The organism is Mesorhizobium sp. WSM4823 (assembly GCF_055811195.1).
Genome location: NZ_JBVVQL010000003.1, coordinates 73822 through 91515 on the forward strand (window position 1 = coordinate 73822; position 17694 = coordinate 91515).

Sequence of the window (17694 nt, forward strand, 5' to 3'; positions counted from 1 at the left end):
CGCGACCGACGCAAACACAGGTGCTGCAATCTGGTGACGCCCAGGCTGCTTGCCCCAGATCCGTGGAGACCGACATGAAAGCAATTGTATTCGACGCAATCGGCTCGCCGCGGGACGTGCTCTATCTCGGCGACGTGCCCATGCCGCGAATTAGCGACGGCGAGGTGCTGGTCAGGATGGTCTCGGCCTCGGTCAACCCTGGCGACTTCCTGTTCATCCAGAATCTCTATCCCGAACCGAAGAAGCCTCATTTCCCCCGGCAGGTCGCCGGAAACCATGGCGCCGGCATTATCGAGGCCGTGGGCGCGAACGTCGCTTTGAAACCGGGCACGCTTGTCGCATTCAGCTACTACAATAGCTGGGCCGAATATGCGGCCATTCCGGCCGAATGGCTTATCCCGCTACCCGCCGACTATGCGCTCGAACGCGCCGGGCAGATGGTGAACCCCATCACCGCCTGGGACCTGCTGGCGGATTCCCGTGTGCAGCCTGGACAGTGGCTGGCCGTTACGGCCGGCTATTCATCGATTTCGACGATGGTGATGCAGTTCGCCCAACGGCGCGGCATCAAGGTGATCGCGCTCGTGCGACGCTCTCACGACAGGTTGGACCTGAAGCGGCTTGGTGCCACCGCCGTCCTCGATCTCTCGGATTTGAAGGTCGGTATCAGGGAAGCGGTCATGGAAATGAGCGGCGGCGCCGGGCTGAACGGGATTATCGATAATGTCGGCGGACCCGTCAGTGGCGAATTGATCCGCGCCCTCGCAATGGGCGGGCAGATGGTCATCAATGGCGGCATGAGCGCCGAGCGTTTCGAACTGCACAATTTCGACGTGCTGCTCAGCGGCGTCGAGATCAGGGCAAATATCTACCGCTATTTCTTTTCGCCGCCCGTCGAAGCCGACCGGTCAGTTTTGCGCGAGATTGTCGACATCTTCGGCCAACCCGATTTCCATGTCCCAGTCGGCGGCATCCATCCGCTGGCGGGGTTCGAGCTTGCCGTCACAAACAGCCTGGACCGCGCCGATCTCGGAAAGCAGATTTTCAGAATGTAGCCCGGACCATGATCCCCGAACCGAAGTACCGGTTTTCGGAAGAGACCAAACAACGAAAGAAGATCACGACCCGATCCGTTTTGCCACCTCCTCCAGCCAGTGGTCGCGGATCCCCAGCGCCTCGAGGTGCTCCAGCGTGCTGAGTACGTAGTCCTCGTTCCTTCCCGACTGGCCGACGGCGCCGTGAACGACGGTCGCCGCGTCCGCCGCATCGAGCGCGCCGGCATATTGCTCGTGGGTGCGGTCGACGACATAGGCGACCGCCGGGACAATCTCGCCTCCGTTCGTATCGCCCACGTTCGTACCGTCATTGTCGAGGCGGATGCTAAGCGTGCGCTCGAGATAGACACTGGTGACCAGCTCGCGCTCGCGCAGATAAGTGATGACTTCGTTGCGCAGCTCGCCGGGGACGCGGAAAGCCAGCCCGATGCAGGAACCGCCACGGTCGAGGCCGAGCACCAGGCCGGGCCGTTCGCGCGTGCCGCGATGCACGAAAGAGTAGACGCACAGCGACCGGCGGTAGCCGTGGAGGCGGGCACGCCGTGTCTCGACATGCGCAAATCCCGGCCGCCAGATTAGCGACCCGTAGCCAAAAACCCAAAAATCGCCCATATCGCCAAGCCTGGTTGCGGCACTGCACTGGAATCGGTGTTTTTTAAAAATCCGTCTCCATCTACCTGATGTTGCCGGAAACGACAGCCTCTGCAACACGCGCTAACGAGAGCCGCAGCATGACGCCAAGTGACGAGCGCCCGCCGAATTTCCGCCGCCGCCTCTTCTGGGTTGGCGCGTTGATCGTCGTGCTGTTCGGTCTCTACAGCGCCGGCTGGTTCTATCTGGCAGACAAGGTCAAGAGCGAAGCCGCCAAAGCCGTGGCCGAGCTCAATGGCAATGGCATCGAGGCTGAGTGCGCCAATCTCACGGTCAGCGGCTATCCGTCGAGCTTTGCCGTTTCCTGCGACAGCCTGGCTTATCAGGACGACACCAGGAGCGTCGCCGCCTCGCTCGGCAGCGTCAACGCAGTCACGCACATCACCCAGATCCTGTCGCCTGGCGCCGACCTGCGGGGGCCGCTCAGGACCTCCGTGCCGGGGATGGCGCCGCTGTGGATCGACTGGGACACTCTGCGAGCGAACCTGAAACTGTCCTGGCCCCTGCCCCGGCGCGTTTCGCTGGAGGCCGAGGGCCTGTCCGGCCAGACCGATCCGGCTGACGGCACCGACCCGGTCGAACTGTTCAGCGCCGGGACGGCGGCCGGACAATTGCGTCCGAACGGTCAGGACATCGACTATACCGGGAGCTTTACCGATCTCGAAATCGATCCAGGGGCGATCGATGGCCGCGTGCTGCCGCCGCTCGACGGCAGCGGCGACGTGACGCTGAAGAACGGCGTGGCGCTGATCAAGACGCAGCCAAGGAGCCTGCGCGGCCAGGCGGTCGATATCGGCAAGCTCGATCTGTCGTCGGGGGCCGCGCGTATCACCGTTTCCGGACCGGTTTCCGTCGATGCCGATGGGCTGATCGACGCCGACCTGATGATTAGGCTTAGCGACCCGAAGGCCGTGGCGGCGATCCTCGGCAAGGCCATTCCCGAGCAGAAGAGCCAGATCAAGACAGGCTTTGCCGGGCTGGCGCTGCTTGGCAACGAACCGTCGATGCCCCTCAAGATCGTCAAGGGCAAGGCCTCGCTCGGTTTTATCCCGCTGGGCAGGATCAAGCCGGTCGATTAGACCATGATTGCGAACCTGCAGTTCTGAATCATGGTCAAACAGGAAGATAGATGAACAGCCCGGTGAAGCTCCTGAGCGTTGGCGCGCTGACGCTCGATACGATCCTTCGCGTCGACGCGCTTCCGCAACATCAGGGCAAGTTCATCGCGTACGACGGCGTCCAGATCGCCTCGGGCATGGCCTCGAGCGCGGCGTGCGCCGCACGTCGCCTCGGCGCGGACGTATCGCTGTGGGCGAGCACGGGGGACGACCTGGTCGGCGATCAGTTGGTCGCCGGGATCGAGGCCGAGGGCGTCGACTGCGGCTTTGTCCGGCGCGTCAGCGGCGCGCGGTCGGCGCTATCGGCCATCTTGGTCGACGCGCATGGCGAGCGCGTCATCGTTCCTTTCTATGACAAGCTCGCCCAGGCCGACCCCGAGGCCCTCCCGACCCAAGACCTCACCACATTCGACGCCGTCCTGGTCGATGTGCGCTGGCCGGGCGCAGCAGCCCTGGCCCTGGCGGCGGCGCGCGCAATCGGCCGCCCGGCGATACTGGACGCCGACACCGCGCCACGGGACGTGCTGCAACGGCTGCTTCCGCTGGCCTCGCACATCGTCGCGTCGGAGCCGGCAGCGTTCATCCTCTGCGGCGAGGAGCAAGGTCCGCAAAAAGCCTGTGAAACGCTGGCCCGGCGCACCGATGTGTTTGTTGCGGTGACGGGCGGCGCTGCGGGAACCTGGTGGTTCGACCGTTCGGCGGGTTCCGTGCGCCATGTCGCGGCGCCAAGGATCAAGGCAGTGGATACGCTTGCCGCCGGCGACGTGTTTCACGGCGCCTTTGCCGTCGGGCTGGCGGAAGCCATGCCGATCGAACGGACATTGCGGTTTGCCAGCGCCGCCGCCGCGCTCAAATGCCAGCGCTTCGGCGGTAGGCTGGGCGCGCCGGACAGGGCCGAGACACTGGCGATGATGGCGGTTCACTGGCCGGCGGACTGACGCCTTGGCGGTCGAAACAGGCTACTGCTTTGCGGGGTGCTCGACCGCTTGCCGGCCAAAATCCGGTACGTCGATGTCCTGGCCGGCCTCGATGATCGAGCGGCGGACGGCGCGGGTGCGGGTGAACAGGTCGAACAGCTTTTCGCCGTCGCCCCAGCGGATCGCCCGCTGCAGCGAGGCCAGATCTTCCGAGAATCGCGCCAGCATTTCGAGGATGGCATCCTTGTTGTGCAGGCAGACATCCCGCCACATGGTCGGGTCGGAAGCGGCAAGGCGGGTGAAGTCGCGAAAGCCGGAGGCCGAATATTTGATGACCTCGGACTTGGTCACCGACTCCAGGTCGTTGGCGGTGCCGACGATGTTGTAGGCGATGATGTGCGGCAGATGCGAGACGATGGCCAATGTCATGTCGTGATGCTGGGGATCCATCGTGTCGATGTTGGAGCCGCAGCGGCGCCAGAATTCCGAGAGTCTTTCCAGCGCCTCGGGATCGGTGCCCGGCAACGGTGTGAAGATGCACCAGCGATTTTCGAACAGCTCGGCAAAGCCGGCATCCGGACCCGATTTTTCAGTGCCGGCCAATGGATGGCCGGGAATGAAGTGCACACCGTCAGGCACATGCGGCTCAATCTGCGCGATCACCGACGCCTTGGTCGAGCCGACATCGGTGAGGATGGCGCCCTGCTTCAGCGCCGGTGCGATTTCCTCGGCGACCTCGCCCGAAGAGCCGACCGGCACCGAAACGATGACCAGGTCGGCATCGCGAACCGCCTCTTTCGCGTCCATCGTGTAGGAGGAGCCCAGGCCGAGTTCCCTTGCCCGCGCCAGCGTCGTTTCGCTGCGTGTCGAGATGGCAACGTGGCCGGCAAGGCCTTCGCGCTGGATGACGCGGGCCAGCGACGAGCCGATCAGGCCGATGCCGACTAGCGCGATCTTTTCGAACATCGGTGATGTCATTGTCTCAGCTTTTCAGAAATGTCGCGAGGGCGGCGACAACGCCGCGATTGGCCTCTTCGGTGCCGATGCTCATGCGCAGTGCATTCGGGAAACCGTAGCCGGAAACGCGCCGCAATATATAGCCGCGCGCGGAGAGGTAATCGTCCGCCGCCGCCGCTGAATGTTCCTTGTCCTCGGGAAAGTGGATGAGGACGAAATTGCCGACGCTCGGCGTCACCCGCAGCCCGAGCTTGGTCAATTCCTCACTCACCCATGCCAGCCAGGTCTCGTTATGCGCCACGCTGCGCTCGATATGGGCGCGGTCGCGGATCGCGGCAATGCCGGCCTCGATCGCCGTCGCATTGACGTTGAAGGGACCCCGCACGCGGTTGATCGCGTCGATGATATGCATCGGCGCGTACATCCAGCCGATCCGCGCGCCGCCGAGGCCGAGTTTGGAGAAGGTGCGGGTCATGACCACGTTTTCCGCGCTGCCCACCAGTTCGACACCGGCCTCATAGTCGTTGCGGCGGACATATTCGGCGTAAGCGCCATCCAGCACCAGAAGCACGTTTCGTGGCAGGCCTGCATGCAGGCGGCGCACCTCCTGGAAGGGCAAATAGGTGCCGGTCGGGTTGTTGGGATTGGCGAGGAAGATGATCCTGGTGCGCGGCGTCACCGCTGCGAGGATCGCATCGACGTCGGCGCGCTCATTGGTTTCCTTGACTGATACCGGGACAGCACCTGCCGACTGGATGTAGATCTTGTAGACCATGAAGGCGTGTTCGGTGATGACGGCTTCATCGCCGGGCGCGAGATAGGTTTGCGCCAGCAGGCCCAGGATCTCATCGGAACCATTGGAACAGACGATGTTGGCCGGGTTGAGGCCATGCAGCTCGGCGATCGCTTCCCGCAGGCGCCTCGCGGTGCCGTCGGGATAGATGTCGAGTTTGGCCGCGACGTCGCGCGCGGCCTCTATCGCCTTCGGCGAGGGGCCGAGCGGGTTCTCGTTCGAGGACAATTTATGGACCTTGGCGACGCCGGCCGGCGCCGTGCTTTTGCCCGGCACATAGGCTTCGATGTCCATGATCCCCGCGCGGGGCGTTGGACGTGCCTGATCCGATGCCTGGTTCATGTCGTAAAAATCCGTCGAGAACGCTTCCGCCTGGAAAGCCGCAGCGGAAATACAAGCCGTGGCGCGGAATGTCGAGAGGCGGCAATCATGGGACTGGCCGTTGACGCCGAAGCGCGCCGGCCCTAGAAGAGGGGCGAAATTCCGTGGTGATTTGGCCGGTCGGCTTGCAGCCACGTTAAACAACTTGCTAAAGGGCCGTTTGCATCCTGTAACCGGCTTTGCGAAGGCAATGCCGGTTTTTTGTTTGTCCGCTGCCGGCCGGACAATCGCATCGACGCGAAAAATCGGTTCCGATTTTCGGAAACGCGCGATGGGTTGATGTAAGAGGATGCTATGGTCGCGCTGCGCACTAAGAGAACCAACAACGAGGCCGACGAGCCGTCGAGCTCGGTGTTGCGTTTTGGTGCCGACAAGCCGCTCAAGCTCGACGCCGGCACGCTGCTGTCACCGTTCCAGATCGCCTACAAGACCTACGGCACGCTCAACGACGCCCGCTCCAACGCCATCCTCGTCTGCCATGCGCTGACCGGCGACCAGCATGTCGCCAGCACCAATCCGGTGACCGGCAAGCCGGGCTGGTGGGAAGTGCTGATCGGCCCCGGCAAGATCATCGACACCAGCCGCTTCTTCGTCATCTGCTCCAACGTCATTGGCGGCTGCCTCGGCTCCACCGGCCCCGCCTCGACCAATCCCGCCACCGGCAAGCCCTACGGGCTCGACCTGCCGATCATCACCATCCGCGACATGGTGCGGGCGCAGTTGATGCTGGTCGACCATTTCGGCATCGAAAAACTGTTCTCGGTGCTCGGCGGCTCGATGGGCGGCATGCAGGTGCTGCAATGGGCGTCGAGCTATCCGGAGCGCGTTTTTTCCGCGCTGCCGATCGCCACCGGCGCGCGCCATTCCTCGCAGAACATCGCCTTCCATGAGGTCGGCCGGCAAGCGGTGATGGCCGATCCGGACTGGCATGGCGGCAAATATTTCGAACAGGGCAAACGTCCGGAAAAGGGACTGGCCGTGGCGCGGATGGCCGCTCACATCACCTATCTGTCGGAGGCGGCCCTGCATCGAAAGTTTGGCCGCAATTTGCAGGATCGTGAAGCGCTCACCTTCGGTTTCGACGCCGACTTCCAGATCGAGAGCTATCTGCGCCATCAGGGCATGACCTTCGTCGACCGCTTCGACGCCAATTCCTATCTCTATATGACCCGAGCGATGGACTATTTCGACCTCGCCGCCGACCATGGCGGACGGCTGGCCGACGCCTTTGCCGGCACCAAGACCCGTTTCTGCCTGGTCTCCTTCACCAGCGACTGGCTGTTCCCGACCGAGGAGAGCCGCTCGGTCGTTCACGCGCTGAACGCGGCCGGCGCCTCGGTGTCCTTCGTCGAGATCGAGACCGATCGCGGCCACGATGCCTTCCTGCTCGACGAGCCGGAACTGTTTGCCGCCATCAACGGCTTCATCGCCTCGGCGGCTCGCGCCAGGGGGCTCAGCGCATGACGCCCGAGGATTGCAGACTTTTTGGACCGGCATCATGAGTGTCAACCACGCCCAGCGCGTCGACCTCGAAGTCGTCGCCGATCTCATCCCGGCACAGGCACGGGTGCTGGACGTCGGCTCCGGTGATGGCCTGCTGCTCGAATTGCTGCAGGCGACGAAGCAGGTCGACGGCCGCGGGATGGAACTGTCGCAGCGTGGCGTCAACGAATGCGTGGCGCGCGGCCTGTCCGTCATCCAGGGCGACGCCGACAAGGACCTCAAATTCTATCCCGACAAGGGTTTCGATTTCGTCGTCCTGTCGCAGACCTTGCAGGCCACCCGCAACCCGAAGCTGGTGCTCGACGAATTGCTCAGGATCGGCAAGCACGCCATCGTCTCCTTCCCCAATTTCGGCCACTGGCGGGTGCGCCTTTCGCTGTTCCTCGACGGCCGGATGCCGGTGACGAAGGACCTGCCCTATTCCTGGTACGACACGCCCAACATCCATTTCTGCACCATCCGCGACTTCGTCAATCTCTGCGACGAACTCGGCGCAACGGTGGAAAAGGCAACCGCGCTCGACGCCAATGGCCAGAAAATCGGTCTGTCGATGCCGTGGTGGTTCTGGAATTTCTTCGGCCAGCAAGCGGTGTTCTTGTTGAGGCGATGACGGCCGCATTTCATCCTATCCGAGCACGTCGGTGGCCTTGTGCAGGTGCTGGACGCCGTCGACCAGGACCACATCGGACTGGGAATTCTCGGTGCGCAGGGGCAATATCTCCTGATAGGCGGGCGACTGGTACCATTCGCGCGCATGCTGCATGTCCGGAAACTCGATGATTACGAGGTGCCCCGGCCAGGTGTTTTCAACCACTTCCACCTCGCTGCCATGCACAATATAGCGCCCGCTAAACGGCTCCAGCGTTGCATCGATTTTCTGCAAATATTCGACAATCTGCGGCCCTAACGTGACTTGGCGCATATGGGCAACGGCGTAAGCGGTCATGGCTGAGCTCCTTGCTGATCGAAGCCAACAACAGGCGGCTTCACGAACGACAATTGCCTATGTGCCCTACGGTGGTCGATTACCTCTGAAGTTATAAGAATGCATACAGGACCAACTCAGCGCATGACCCCTGAAGATTGTAGGCTTTCCGGACCGGCATCATGCGCCAGGCATTCGCGCGTGACTCCGAAAAGTTGCAGACTTTTCGGGCCGGCATTCATGCGCTAGCCAAAGGCACGATCATGAGTGTCAATCGCGCCCAGCGCGTCGACCTCGAAGTCGTCGCCGACCTCATTCCGGCGCAGGCACGGGTGCTGGACGTCGGCTCCGGTGATGGCCTACTGCTCGAATTGCTGCAGGCGACGAAGCGACTTCGTCAACCTCCGACGAGCTCGGCGCGACGGTGAAAAAGGTAACCGCGCTCGACGCCAATGCCAGAAAATCGGTCTGTCGATGCCGTGGTGGTTCTGGAATTTCTTCGGCCAGCAAGCGGTGTCCCTGCTGAAACGGTAGCTCGCTCCAAGGATTGCAGTGTTTCTTGATCAGCAGGCGTTGCTATGTATAACTAACCCGAACCGGTATCATCGCGAGCCGCGTCGAACAAAGTGACCTCTGATAAATTTTGCGGTGTAAAGATGGTTGAAGAACAGCCAACTTATTCCCTCGTTGTGGAAATGGAGAACGCCAAGTCGATCGACTGGGACGAGATCGGCGTTGGGTTGACTGCCTTGGCTCGCGAAATCGCCGCGGTTTCCTCAGCTGGTTTTGCAAGGCCGCAAGTTGTCATTTCTCACAGCGGGCGAGACTCGGACGCTGCCTCGCTACGTAGCAGTATCTCAAATGAGGCGCCGCAGTTGGAACAGGTTGCCGACCTGATTTTCACCGCTTGTCCAGGCGGTCGATATTACGACGTCAAGAACAACGGCATCCTGTCAACCGATGGAGACATCGTCATCTTCATCGACTCGGATACCGTGGCAGAATCGGGTTGGCTTCCAACTCTGCTTGACCCGTTTCAAGATCCTGAAATTATTTGCGTGAACGGATATACATATCTTTCATACGATGATTTCTTTTCAAGGACGTTTGCCCTGATTTGGTTTTTCCCTATGCCTCAGGGCGACGCAAGATTTGCTTCCAAGCGAGCGATAAACGCCAATAACAGTGCTTTTCGGCGCAACTGGATTGTCAATCATCCCTTTGCGAAAAACAATGGATTCAAGGTTTCCTGCACTTTACTTACGCAAGAACTTCGACGTGAAGGCCACAAAATTCTGAACGTCAACGCACGCGTCTATCATTACTCGCCACGTGGTTGGCGGTTCTTTTTCTGGCGCGCGTTGGTAACGGGCCGCGATGCCGACCGGAAGTTTGTGGAGCTGAAGTCGCCCAGCCGTGCGCAGCGGATTGTGAAATCCTTCAGCCGATGGTTCACTATGTCCTGGCGCACAACGCGACGCATAATCGGCCATGCCCGTCAGACAGGCATGCCGCTTTGGCAAATTCCATTCTCCCTGATTGTCGGTCTGGCATTCTACAGCTTGGCGTTTTGGGGCCAACTCAGTTTCGCTGCGGGTCTCGTTGGCGACGAAATCGAAGTCGTGCCTGACTATGTCGGACATAGTTAGGTGCCGCTGCGTTCGCGGTTTCGGTCGTTCCTTGAGTCCGTCCGCCGGCAGTGAACTCCCGGCGTACAAGCTCCGCCTCGATAGTTTGTGATGACATGATCGCTTCTTTTTTGTAGCGTCGAATCGAACGCAATCCTGGGACGGGCATGAAAGGCGATCAGCTAATCCATTCGATGGCTGCGGAACGCGGGGCATAACTGAGGCGATATGCCCGAGACGGACGCCGCTCCCCTCATCACGGTGGTCACGCCCACCCACAACCGGCGCAGCAAAGTCTTGCGCGCCGTGGAGAGCGTGCTTGCGCAGAACCTTACCCGCTTCGAGCACATTGTTGTCGACGACGGCTCGACCGACGGTACGGAAGCGGCGCTGACTGCCGTCCGCGACCCCCGCCTCATCTATGTCGGTGCGAAATGGCGAGGCGCCAACGCCGCTCGCAATGCCGGGATCGAACGGGCGCGGGCGCCTGTGGTGACATTCCTGGATTCCGACGACGTTTACTTGCCGAACCGGCTGGAGCGGACGCTGGCGTGGTTCGACGAGAATCCGACGCTCGACGTCCTCATCAGTTCGTTTGTTTCCCTGAAGGGCGACCGCAGCACCAACTGCATCAACCGCGGCGCGTTCCTGACCCGGAACACGCTGGAAAGGGCGTTGGTCGCGCAGACGATCTTCATAGCCGGATCGGCGATTACCGCCCGGCGCGAGGCATTGCTGGCGATCGGCGGCTATGACAGCGACATCGCACGGATGCAGGATCGCGAATTGCTGTTGCGCTTCGCCGGGCGCAGTGGCGCGCAACTGTCAGAAGAGGTCGACTGGAAAAAGTACAATTCGGAGAATTCGATTTCACGACAACGCGACGGCTATGTCGAAGCCTACGCAAACCTGATCTGCAAACACCCCTACATCATCGACCGCTATCCCGATATTCCACCTTACATGATTGCACGGCAGATCATCGCCGATACGATAAAGGGCAGGATTTCCCAGGCATTTGCCGGCTATCTGGCCAATCGGTCGTCGAAAGCGCTCGGCTATTCGCTGCCACAGCTGTTGCGCGGCTATGTCGGCGGCCGGCGCTGGCGTCGTGATCTCTACGACGAATTTCGCGCCAAGTATGGCGCGCGGCCGGCCTGAGCCAAACAGAGCCCATTACGGCGAAACAAAAACCTGACTACTTCCCTCCATGGGCTGCGGCGACGGCCGGAGGCGGTTCGATTGCGCCGGCCCTGACACGGACTGGCTTGAGGGCGGGCCGTTCGACGTCCTTCACGATAGCCAAGGAGCGCGGAAAGAACTCTATGTCATGCTGGCCACGACCGATATTGAGAATCGCGGCATCGGCAAGACGTGTCTCCAGCATCGACAGCACCCGCCTCAGAGTCGCACCGTCGAACGTGTCCAAAGCCTCGTCGATAATGACCCATTTCGGCTGCCGCAAGACCAGCCGGGCAAAGGCAAGCAGGCGCTGTTCGTCTTCGCTCAGTTCACGCTCCCAGCGCGCGGAGCGATCGAGCGAGGACGACAGACGCTCGAGGCCGACCTCGGCAAGCACGGCCGATATCTCGGCATCGCTGACCGCGGCATTGGCGTGGTCAAGCACCTCGCGCAGCGTGCCGAGCGGGAAATAGGGCTTGCGGGGAACGAAGGCGGGCACCTCTCCGGCCGGCATGCCGATCCGCCCGCTTCCCCACGGCCACAGACCGGCAATGGCGCGAAAGAACAGCGTCTTGCCGGCGCGCGGATCTCCGGTGATCATGACGCGCTCGCCGGCGCGGATTTCGACATGGGGCTCGGCGAGCTTCGTACATCCATTCCGCGAGGCAATTTCCAGTTTCTCGAATGTCAGCCTGCCATTCGGATTTTCGCCGATCTTGATGCGTTCTTCGGTGTCGTGCAGTGCATCGGTTTCGACAAGCGCGATGCGGAAATCGGCGACGCGCATCAGCGTGGCGCGCCAATCGGCGATGCCGCTGATGTTGTTGATGAACCAGCGCAACGAGGAATGCACCTGGTTGAAGGCGCCGACAGCCATCATCAGTCCGCCGAAGCTGATATCGCCGGCGAAATAGACCGGCGAGGCGACAAGGATCGGCGCGACGACAGTGATCCAGCCATAGGTGTCGGTCACCCAGGAAAGATTGATCTGGGCGCCATAGATGCGCCGCATCGCGCCCAGCACGGTGCCGAGGTCGAGTTCTAGCCGTCGTCTCGCGTCGGCCTCGCCATGCGCAAGCGCGATGGCGTCGACATTCTCATTGACGCGGACCACCGAGGAGCGCAGCTCCGCTTCACGCGTATAGCGGTCGCTGTTGAAGCGGATGAGCGGCCGTCCGACCAGCCAGCTCAGCCAGGAGGCGGTGCCGGCATAGAGGATCGCGGCCCACACCATGTAGCCCGGAATGGCCAGCGAATAGCCGCCGAAATGGAAAACGAAGCCCGAAGACAGCGACCATAAGACGCCGACGAAGGAAACAAGCAGAATGGACGACTGCAACAGCCCTATGCCGAGGCCGGTAGAAAGGTCGGAGAGATGCCCGGCGTCCTGCTGCAGGCGCTGGTCGGGGTTGACGCCGATGGCGCCGGCGTTGGCAAGCCGGAAGGCGCGGGCCGGCCGCATCCATTCGCCGATCAGATCGAGCGTCAACGCCTCACGCAGCTTCAGCCGGATCGTCTGGTCGAGCCACGTCTGGCCGACATTGAGCACCACAAGCCCGCCGGCGATGCCGGCAAAGATCATAAGCTGGTGCAGGAACCCCTGCATGTCGCGCCGAGCCAGCGCGTCGTAGAACGGCTCGTTCCAGCGATTGAGCAGAACCTGCCCGATCGAGGTTGCCACAATGACGGCAACTATGCCGACACAGGCCCAGAGCAGTTGTTTGCGGATCGGCGAGGTCGTCAGCGCCAGCCTGATCGTCGCCAGTTGGTCGCGCAGGCTGCTGGCCTCGATCGACGTGGCGGCCGTCTTGGCGCTGGCCTCGACATCCAGGTGATCAGCCATTGGTGAGGTCCTTGAATTCGGAAGCGGTGCTGAAACCGGTGAACAGGTCGATTCAATCGGGTGGCGAACCCGTCCTCGACAGATAGGTGAGAAAAAGCGCGATTCTGATCACGAAAATGTCATCGGCGGACCGGCAATGTTGCGTTTCCGGTCGGCGATATCCGGCCGAGCCTGGTGGCGCCATGCGGCGAGAAAACCGGTACGAAGACGCGGCGAGAGGCGCGCTGGGCAACCGGCACGCCCTGGTAGAGCCGCTTCTGCGCCTCGACCACGATGACGCCGGAAAAGATCGGCCAGAGCCTGCGGCCGGCGCGCTCCAGCACATTGTGGAGCTGCATCATGAAGCGTCGCCGCGATGGCGGGAAAAACAGGGCATCGGACCAGGCGGCGGGCGTGAAATTTGCTTCGCGCAGCAATTCGGTGAGCTGGCCGCGCGAGAAGGGCCGGCCGCTGCCGAACGGCGTATGCTCGAAACGGGCCCAGACGCCGCGCCGGTTGGGCACGACGATGACGACGCGGCCGGCGGGCGACAGCACCCGCCAGATTTCGTTCAGTGTCTCACGTGGATTCTCCGCATGTTCGAGCGAATGGACGAGCAGCATGCGGTCGATCGAGGCATCGACCAGCGGCAATTCCTCATCGAAGACCAGCGCGGTCGCGGTCGGCCCCGTGGTCGGCCAGACCACCGCGCCTTGCGTCGCCGGCATGAAGGCAAAGACACGCTCCGCATCGGTGCCGAACCGCTCCAGCCACGGCAAGGTGTAGCCAAGGCCGACCAGCCGCTCGTTGGGCACGACGGCCCATATCGAGGACAGCGCCATGGTGATCGACCGTTCGGCCAATCGCCCGAGCGTGGTCGAATAGAAGGAGCGAAGGTCGACGATATCGGAATGCATGCGCGGGACGGTATCTTCGATGCCGTCCAAGTTCAACAAAGGCGCCAAGTTCTACAAAGGCGGATGACATCCACGAGCAAGCGCCCTATGTCTGCGGCGACAACTGCATCGTCCTAAATCGGTTTCGATTTCGGGGAAGCACGATGCAGCAGATAAAACGTGTTAGAGCGTCCTTTTTGCGTCCAACTGGACGCACGGCGCTCTGGAGCAATTCCAGGAAAAGTGTGAAACGGTTTTCCTGGGAAAAGCGCGTAGCACTTTTCCTAGGGAATTGCGCAGAAAACAAAGAGCAGTGGAGAGACCCCATGCCGGTTGAGATCGAACAGTTCGTGTGCCGCAGCGACAATTTCGGTGTGCTGGTGCATGAACCCAAGAGCGGCCAGACGGCGATTATCGACGCGCCGGAGGAGGCGCCGATCCTGGCTGCGATCCAGCGCACCGGCTGGACGCCGACGATGATCCTGACCACGCACCACCATGTCGACCATGTCGAGGCCAATCTGGCGCTGAAGGAACGTTTCAAGCTGCGCATCGTCGGACCGGAGGCGGAAAAGGCCAAGATCCCCGGCATCGACGAAACCGTCGAGCAAGGCTCGGTCATCCACCTTGGCGAGGAGAGGATTGATGTGATCGCCACGCCGGGCCACACGGCGGGCCATGTCTCCTATCATCTGCCAGGGTCGAAAGTGGCGTTCACCGCCGACACGCTGTTCGCGCTCGGCTGCGGCCGGCTGTTCGAATGCAAGCCGCCGGTGATGTACGAGTCGCTGAAGAAGCTCGCGGCACTTCCGGCCGAAACGGTCGTCTATTGCGGCCATGAATACACGCTTTCCAACGCCCGCTTCGCGCTGACCGTCGACCCGACCAATTCGGCGTTGAAGGAGCGCGCTGCGAAAATCGAGGCGCTGCGCGCCGATGGCAAGCCGACGCTGCCGACGACGATCGGCGAGGAACTGTCGACCAATCCGTTCCTGCGCTGGCACGATCCGGCAATCCGCAAGCATCTCGGCATGGAGAAAGCCTCCGATGCTGAAGTGTTCGCCGAGATTCGCAAGCGCAAGGACAATTTCTGAGCATCGTCGATGGTCGGGAAATCGTGACCACCTCCGCCGACATCATTGCAACGCTCGGCTTGAAACCGCATCCGGAAGGCGGCTGGTATGCCGAGACCTTCCGTGATGGCGTAGAGGGCGCGCGCGGCCATTCGACAGCGATTTATTTCCTGCTGGAGCAAGAGCAACTGTCGGCCTGGCATCGCGTCAAGGACGCGGCCGAAGTCTGGCATTTCTATGCCGGCGCGCCGCTGGCGCTGTCGATGCATCAGGAAGACGGGTCGGTGATCGAGCAGGTGCTCGGCACGGCACTGGCGGCGGGCGAGCGACCGCAGATCGTCGTGCCGGCAGGCTGGTGGCAGTCGGCACGCAGCCTGGGCGAGTGGACGCTGGTCGGCTGCACCGTGGCGCCAGGCTTCGATTTCGCCGCCTTCGAGCTGGCAGAGCCGGGCTGGAGTCCTGCAACGCCCTAGGGTGTGTTGAGGTTCAGCAGGAAACCCATCGTGATCCCCAACTGGGCGGCGTAGTACAGCACCCAGACCGTATGGCGCATCAAGACCCGGTGCGGCGAGATGGCAGGCGCCAGGAATTTTTCCGCGGCCAGCAGTCCGTCCGACGCCATGAACAGAACCGCGCCGCCAACGACCCAGACATTGCTCAGGGTGAGTGCTGAAATCCCCATGGCAAGGATTGCCGCGATATAGACGCTGACCGGAAGGCGCAGGGCGGGACCGACACGGCGCCACAGCGCAAAAACCATAGCGAGAGCGAACATGGCCATCGCCACGGCAATTGCCGCGCGCCACGGCTCGGCCGAGAGCAGCCCGATCCCACCGCCGGAACGCAGGAACAGCGCGACGTACAGCCCATGCGCTAGGAGAAAACCGGTCAGCCCGCCGAGAAAGGCTTTCTCACCGTCGCGCGACAGGAATGCGTCGCCGATGGCGCTGAGCGCCAGTGCAGCGACGAGCAGCCATGGACCGCCCTGCAGCGATGCCAGCACGGTTAGCATCGCTACTGCCAGCGTCTTGACCGCGGAACGCGCAAGCGTCGGCGGCATGTCGATGGTGAAGGCGTAGATCACCGCCGCGACCAGCGAAAACAGCAGCGTCGCATTGGTGTTGGCTTCGATGCCGCCGGGAAACGGCATCACGCCCCGGCCTCGCCAGTCGCCTGCTTGCGCAAGAACAGCGATTTCGCCGCAAGCGCTGCCCCGCCGGTGATGAGCACGCAAGCCGCGAGGATGCGCAGGGACGGCTCGGCGAAACCGGCTGATATCAGCACCAGCGTCGACAGCAGCGGCGCGGCATAGCTCGCCGCGCCCAGCACCTGGATGTTGCCGCGCTTGACGCCGATATCCCAGGCGTAGAAAGCCGCGCCCACCGGCATCAGCCCGAGACCGAGCACGGCCAGCCACTGGCCGGCGCCGGCAGGCAGCACCGTCTTTTCCAGCATGAGATGGCAGATAAGCGAAAGCGCTGCCGTAGCCGCACAGAACCAGGTGACGATGCTGGTCGGCACCGACGGAAAGCGCCGCGACAACAGCGAATAGGACGACCACAGCACGGCGCAGACGCCGGCCATCGCATAGCCGAAGGCATAGCGCGCATCGAAGGCAAGCCCGCCGCCTTTGGTGACGATCAGGAAAGTGCCGGCAAGGCCGAGCAGTGCGCCGACGACATGGTTCCAGGCCAGCCGCTCGCCCGGCATCAACGCCGATCCGAGCACGATCAGCAGCGGCCACAGATAGGCGATGAGGCTTGCCTCCACCGCCGGCGCATTGCGCAGCGCGGTGAAGTAGAAGAAGTGGTAGCCGAAAAGGCCGGCGATGCCGATCACCCACACTCGGCGCGGTATCTTCTCGATCCTGTCGGCGGCCGGCATGAACAGCCGCGCGACCAGCCCGACGCCGGTGCCGATCGTGAAGGTGATCGCCGAAAGCAGGAACGGCGGCACCGCGCCCGACGCATCCGTAAGCAGCGCCAGCAGCGCCCACATGGCAACCGCCGAGAAGCCGATCAGTGTTGCGCGCCCCATGTCCGTCTCCGGCGGCGCGCGATCGCGCCTATTCTGTTGCTTCGAACCGCTCCGCGCTGACGGTGAGAGTGCCGATTTGCGTTGTGACCGTGGCGTGGATCGGCGCATATAGGCCGGTTTGGCCGACCGGCGCAAACGTCACCATGATACGGCTGCGATTCTTCAGATAATTCAGGGCCTTGCGGTTCTTGCGGTAACCCGCCACCGGCTCAAAACCCATCCTGCAAGTGACGGTATCGCCCTTGTAGCCGCGCACCGATGTCGAGCCCTTCGAATCGTAGGTCAGCGTCAGATTGGCGCGCATCTCGCCGTCATAGAGTTTCACCGTGCGCCCGCAGACCTTGTCGAGACTGTCGGCATGGATGACGGTTGCGGCCATCGGATCGAGCACCGATGACAGATCGCTGGCGGCCAGCGCTATCCAGTTCTTCGGATTGCGCTTTTTCGGTTCCGGCACGACCTTGGTCGAGGTGACTGCGCCATTGGCAAACTGGATATCGATCATGGATGCCTTTTTGCCCGACTTGTAGTCGGCGCGGAACGCCTGCGGCTGCAATTGCTTGCCCGAAATCTTGCCCTTTGACGAAATCGTGCCACGCGTATCGTCGAACATTGTGGCGAGGCCGGCGCTGGAGACGCTGCCATCGATCGAATAGCTATCGCCTTCATAACTGCTGGAAAAGCTTGCCTTGGCCACAGAGAGGCCGAGTAACGACACCGTATACTCACCCTTGAAAGATTGTAGGGTGGCGGCAG

At 62.2% G+C, this 17694-nt stretch carries 19 protein-coding genes and 1 riboswitch; of the genes, 10 read left to right on the forward strand and 9 right to left on the reverse strand.

Annotation, left to right across the window (positions count from 1 at the left end):
- The first annotated feature begins 74 nt into the window (after positions 1–74).
- Positions 75–1055, forward strand: coding sequence for a quinone oxidoreductase family protein (locus AC0L26_RS08995; protein ID WP_473632219.1), 981 nt, complete (start codon positions 75–77; stop codon positions 1053–1055).
- Positions 1056–1118: 63 nt separating this feature from the next.
- Here AC0L26_RS08995 and AC0L26_RS09000 read toward each other — a convergent pair whose 3' ends face one another.
- On the reverse strand, positions 1119–1667 hold the full coding sequence (locus AC0L26_RS09000) for a gamma-glutamylcyclotransferase (protein ID WP_473632220.1): 549 nt from the start codon (positions 1665–1667) through the stop codon (positions 1119–1121).
- A 119-nt stretch (positions 1668–1786) separates the two neighbouring features.
- Here AC0L26_RS09000 and AC0L26_RS09005 point away from each other — a divergent pair, with 119 nt between their 5' ends.
- Positions 1787–2785, forward strand: a complete 999-nt coding sequence (locus AC0L26_RS09005; RefSeq protein WP_473632221.1) for a DUF2125 domain-containing protein — start codon at positions 1787–1789, stop codon at positions 2783–2785.
- A 50-nt stretch (positions 2786–2835) separates the two neighbouring features.
- A complete protein-coding gene (locus tag AC0L26_RS09010) occupies positions 2836–3762 on the forward strand; it encodes a sugar kinase (RefSeq protein ID WP_473632222.1) in 927 nt (308 codons plus the stop codon).
- 21 nt (positions 3763–3783) lie between these two features.
- On the opposite strand, the gene AC0L26_RS09015 is transcribed toward AC0L26_RS09010, so the two are convergent.
- Together AC0L26_RS09015 and hisC are read right to left on the reverse strand one after the other, a co-directional pair.
- Positions 3784–4719, reverse strand: coding sequence for a prephenate/arogenate dehydrogenase family protein (locus tag AC0L26_RS09015; protein WP_473632223.1), 936 nt, complete (start codon positions 4717–4719; stop codon positions 3784–3786).
- Positions 4720–4723: 4 nt separating this feature from the next.
- Positions 4724–5833, reverse strand: coding sequence for a histidinol-phosphate transaminase (gene hisC / locus AC0L26_RS09020; RefSeq protein WP_473632224.1), 1110 nt, complete (start codon positions 5831–5833; stop codon positions 4724–4726).
- A gap of 133 nt (positions 5834–5966) precedes the next feature.
- Positions 5967–6044, forward strand: a riboswitch (SAM riboswitch).
- A gap of 122 nt (positions 6045–6166) precedes the next feature.
- Between hisC and metX the strand changes: the two genes are divergently transcribed.
- Together metX and metW are read left to right on the forward strand one after the other, a co-directional pair.
- A complete protein-coding gene (gene metX / locus AC0L26_RS09025; protein WP_473632225.1) occupies positions 6167–7336 on the forward strand; it encodes a homoserine O-acetyltransferase MetX in 1170 nt (389 codons plus the stop codon).
- A 34-nt stretch (positions 7337–7370) separates the two neighbouring features.
- Complete coding sequence (gene metW / locus AC0L26_RS09030; protein ID WP_126107333.1) at positions 7371–7985, forward strand: methionine biosynthesis protein MetW; 615 nt, start codon at positions 7371–7373, stop codon at positions 7983–7985.
- A gap of 15 nt (positions 7986–8000) precedes the next feature.
- Here the strand turns inward: metW and AC0L26_RS09035 are convergent, their stop codons facing one another.
- Positions 8001–8321: a DUF1330 domain-containing protein gene (locus tag AC0L26_RS09035; RefSeq protein WP_473632226.1), complete on the reverse strand. Its 321-nt coding sequence runs from the start codon at positions 8319–8321 to the stop codon at positions 8001–8003.
- Between the two features lie 161 nt (positions 8322–8482).
- Between AC0L26_RS09035 and AC0L26_RS09040 the strand changes: the two genes are divergently transcribed.
- The 3 genes from AC0L26_RS09040 (at position 8483) to AC0L26_RS09050 (ending at position 11089) form a co-directional block, all read left to right on the forward strand.
- On the forward strand, positions 8483–8728 hold the full coding sequence (locus AC0L26_RS09040) for a methionine biosynthesis protein MetW (protein ID WP_473632227.1): 246 nt from the start codon (positions 8483–8485) through the stop codon (positions 8726–8728).
- A 228-nt stretch (positions 8729–8956) separates the two neighbouring features.
- Positions 8957–9949, forward strand: coding sequence for a glycosyltransferase (locus tag AC0L26_RS09045; RefSeq protein ID WP_473632228.1), 993 nt, complete (start codon positions 8957–8959; stop codon positions 9947–9949).
- Positions 9950–10156: 207 nt separating this feature from the next.
- A complete protein-coding gene (locus tag AC0L26_RS09050) occupies positions 10157–11089 on the forward strand; it encodes a glycosyltransferase family 2 protein (RefSeq protein WP_473632229.1) in 933 nt (310 codons plus the stop codon).
- A 37-nt stretch (positions 11090–11126) separates the two neighbouring features.
- Here the strand turns inward: AC0L26_RS09050 and AC0L26_RS09055 are convergent, their stop codons facing one another.
- Together AC0L26_RS09055 and AC0L26_RS09060 are read right to left on the reverse strand one after the other, a co-directional pair.
- The gene (locus tag AC0L26_RS09055; protein ID WP_473632230.1) at positions 11127–12953 is read right to left on the reverse strand and encodes an ABC transporter ATP-binding protein/permease; all 1827 of its coding nucleotides are present in this window, start codon (positions 12951–12953) and stop codon (positions 11127–11129) included.
- A gap of 119 nt (positions 12954–13072) precedes the next feature.
- Entirely contained in the window at positions 13073–13849 is a 777-nt protein-coding gene (locus AC0L26_RS09060) for a class I SAM-dependent methyltransferase (RefSeq protein WP_473632696.1), read from the reverse strand.
- A gap of 305 nt (positions 13850–14154) precedes the next feature.
- Between AC0L26_RS09060 and gloB the strand changes: the two genes are divergently transcribed.
- Together gloB and AC0L26_RS09070 are read left to right on the forward strand one after the other, a co-directional pair.
- A complete protein-coding gene (gene gloB / locus AC0L26_RS09065; protein WP_473632231.1) occupies positions 14155–14922 on the forward strand; it encodes a hydroxyacylglutathione hydrolase in 768 nt (255 codons plus the stop codon).
- 23 nt (positions 14923–14945) lie between these two features.
- Positions 14946–15374 (forward strand): cupin domain-containing protein, encoded by a 429-nt coding sequence (locus AC0L26_RS09070; protein ID WP_473632232.1) that lies wholly within the window; start codon positions 14946–14948, stop codon positions 15372–15374.
- Here AC0L26_RS09070 and AC0L26_RS09075 read toward each other — a convergent pair.
- The 3 genes from AC0L26_RS09075 to AC0L26_RS09085 form a co-directional block, all read right to left on the reverse strand.
- A complete protein-coding gene (locus tag AC0L26_RS09075) occupies positions 15371–16051 on the reverse strand; it encodes a lysoplasmalogenase family protein (protein ID WP_473632233.1) in 681 nt (226 codons plus the stop codon). The two genes, AC0L26_RS09070 and AC0L26_RS09075, sit on opposite strands and share 4 nt — an antisense overlap.
- On the reverse strand, positions 16051–16938 hold the full coding sequence (yddG, locus tag AC0L26_RS09080) for an aromatic amino acid exporter YddG (RefSeq protein ID WP_473632234.1): 888 nt from the start codon (positions 16936–16938) through the stop codon (positions 16051–16053). Before yddG ends, AC0L26_RS09075 begins: the two co-directional genes overlap by 1 nt.
- Before the next feature lie 28 nt (positions 16939–16966).
- Positions 16967–17694, reverse strand: a 728-nt coding sequence (locus AC0L26_RS09085; RefSeq protein ID WP_473632235.1) for a DUF3108 domain-containing protein, incomplete at its 5' end; no start/stop codon positions are given.

Excerpts from the sequence above, each read along its gene's own strand:
- AC0L26_RS08995 (WP_473632219.1), top strand. The coding sequence starts at position 75 with ATGAAAGCAATTGTATTCGACGCAATCGGCTCGCCGCGGGACGTGCTC.
- AC0L26_RS09000 (WP_473632220.1), bottom strand. The coding sequence starts at position 1,667 with ATGGGCGATTTTTGGGTTTTTGGCTACGGGTCGCTAATCTGGCGGCCG.
- AC0L26_RS09005 (WP_473632221.1), top strand. The coding sequence starts at position 1,787 with ATGACGCCAAGTGACGAGCGCCCGCCGAATTTCCGCCGCCGCCTCTTC.
- AC0L26_RS09010 (WP_473632222.1), top strand. The coding sequence starts at position 2,836 with ATGAACAGCCCGGTGAAGCTCCTGAGCGTTGGCGCGCTGACGCTCGAT.
- AC0L26_RS09015 (WP_473632223.1), bottom strand. The coding sequence starts at position 4,719 with ATGACATCACCGATGTTCGAAAAGATCGCGCTAGTCGGCATCGGCCTG.
- hisC (WP_473632224.1), bottom strand. The coding sequence starts at position 5,833 with ATGAACCAGGCATCGGATCAGGCACGTCCAACGCCCCGCGCGGGGATC.
- metX (WP_473632225.1), top strand. The coding sequence starts at position 6,167 with ATGGTCGCGCTGCGCACTAAGAGAACCAACAACGAGGCCGACGAGCCG.
- metW (WP_126107333.1), top strand. The coding sequence starts at position 7,371 with ATGAGTGTCAACCACGCCCAGCGCGTCGACCTCGAAGTCGTCGCCGAT.
- AC0L26_RS09035 (WP_473632226.1), bottom strand. The coding sequence starts at position 8,321 with ATGACCGCTTACGCCGTTGCCCATATGCGCCAAGTCACGTTAGGGCCG.
- AC0L26_RS09040 (WP_473632227.1), top strand. The coding sequence starts at position 8,483 with ATGCGCCAGGCATTCGCGCGTGACTCCGAAAAGTTGCAGACTTTTCGG.
- AC0L26_RS09045 (WP_473632228.1), top strand. The coding sequence starts at position 8,957 with ATGGTTGAAGAACAGCCAACTTATTCCCTCGTTGTGGAAATGGAGAAC.
- AC0L26_RS09050 (WP_473632229.1), top strand. The coding sequence starts at position 10,157 with ATGCCCGAGACGGACGCCGCTCCCCTCATCACGGTGGTCACGCCCACC.
- AC0L26_RS09055 (WP_473632230.1), bottom strand. The coding sequence starts at position 12,953 with ATGGCTGATCACCTGGATGTCGAGGCCAGCGCCAAGACGGCCGCCACG.
- AC0L26_RS09060 (WP_473632696.1), bottom strand. The coding sequence starts at position 13,849 with ATGCATTCCGATATCGTCGACCTTCGCTCCTTCTATTCGACCACGCTC.
- gloB (WP_473632231.1), top strand. The coding sequence starts at position 14,155 with ATGCCGGTTGAGATCGAACAGTTCGTGTGCCGCAGCGACAATTTCGGT.
- AC0L26_RS09075 (WP_473632233.1), bottom strand. The coding sequence starts at position 16,051 with ATGCCGTTTCCCGGCGGCATCGAAGCCAACACCAATGCGACGCTGCTG.
- yddG (WP_473632234.1), bottom strand. The coding sequence starts at position 16,938 with ATGGGGCGCGCAACACTGATCGGCTTCTCGGCGGTTGCCATGTGGGCG.